We start from the raw sequence: 505 nt of genomic DNA, 5'->3' as shown, positions 1-505 counted from the left end.
GAGGAGGAGGAAGAGGAAGAGGGGGAGAAGAGAAAGGGAGGGAGGGAAGGGAGAAAGGAGAAAAGAGAGGGGAAAAAAAAGGAAGAGAGAAGGAAGGAAAAGAAGAGAGAGAGAAAGAGAAAGAAGGAGAAAGGAGGGGAGAAAAGGAGAGAGAGAAGAAAAGAGAAGAAAAAAAGAAAAGAGGGAGAAAAAGGAGAGAGGAGAGAGGGAAAAGAGGAAGGGAGAGGAAGAAGGAAGAAGGGAGAAAGAGAAGAGGAAAGGAAGGAGAAGAGGAGAAGGGAGGAGAAAAAGGGAGAGGAGGAGGGAAGGGAGGAGGGAGGAGGAAGGGAGAAGGGAGGAGAGAGAGGAGAGGAGGGGGGAGGAAGAGGAGAAGGAGAAGGGGGAGAAGGAAGGGGAGAAAAGGAGAAAAAGAGAGGAGGAAGAAGAAGGGGGGAAGGGGAAAGAGGGAGGGAGAGGAAGAAGAGAAGGAAGAGAAAAGAGGGAAAGAAGAGAGAAAAGAGAAGAA

At 49.5% G+C, this 505-nt stretch carries 1 protein-coding gene; it reads left to right on the top strand.

What is annotated here, in order from left to right; genetic code table 11:
- A partial coding sequence (locus LC438_RS18995) for a hypothetical protein (RefSeq protein ID WP_223587507.1) occupies positions 1-505 on the top strand: 505 nt, incomplete at both ends.

The organism is Microbacterium sp. OVT16B (assembly GCF_019969705.1).
Classification (GTDB): Bacteria; Actinomycetota; Actinomycetes; order Actinomycetales; family Microbacteriaceae; genus Microbacterium; species Microbacterium natoriense.
The sequence above is the reverse complement of the archived record's forward strand: the minus strand, read 5'-3'. Positions and strand labels throughout refer to the sequence as shown.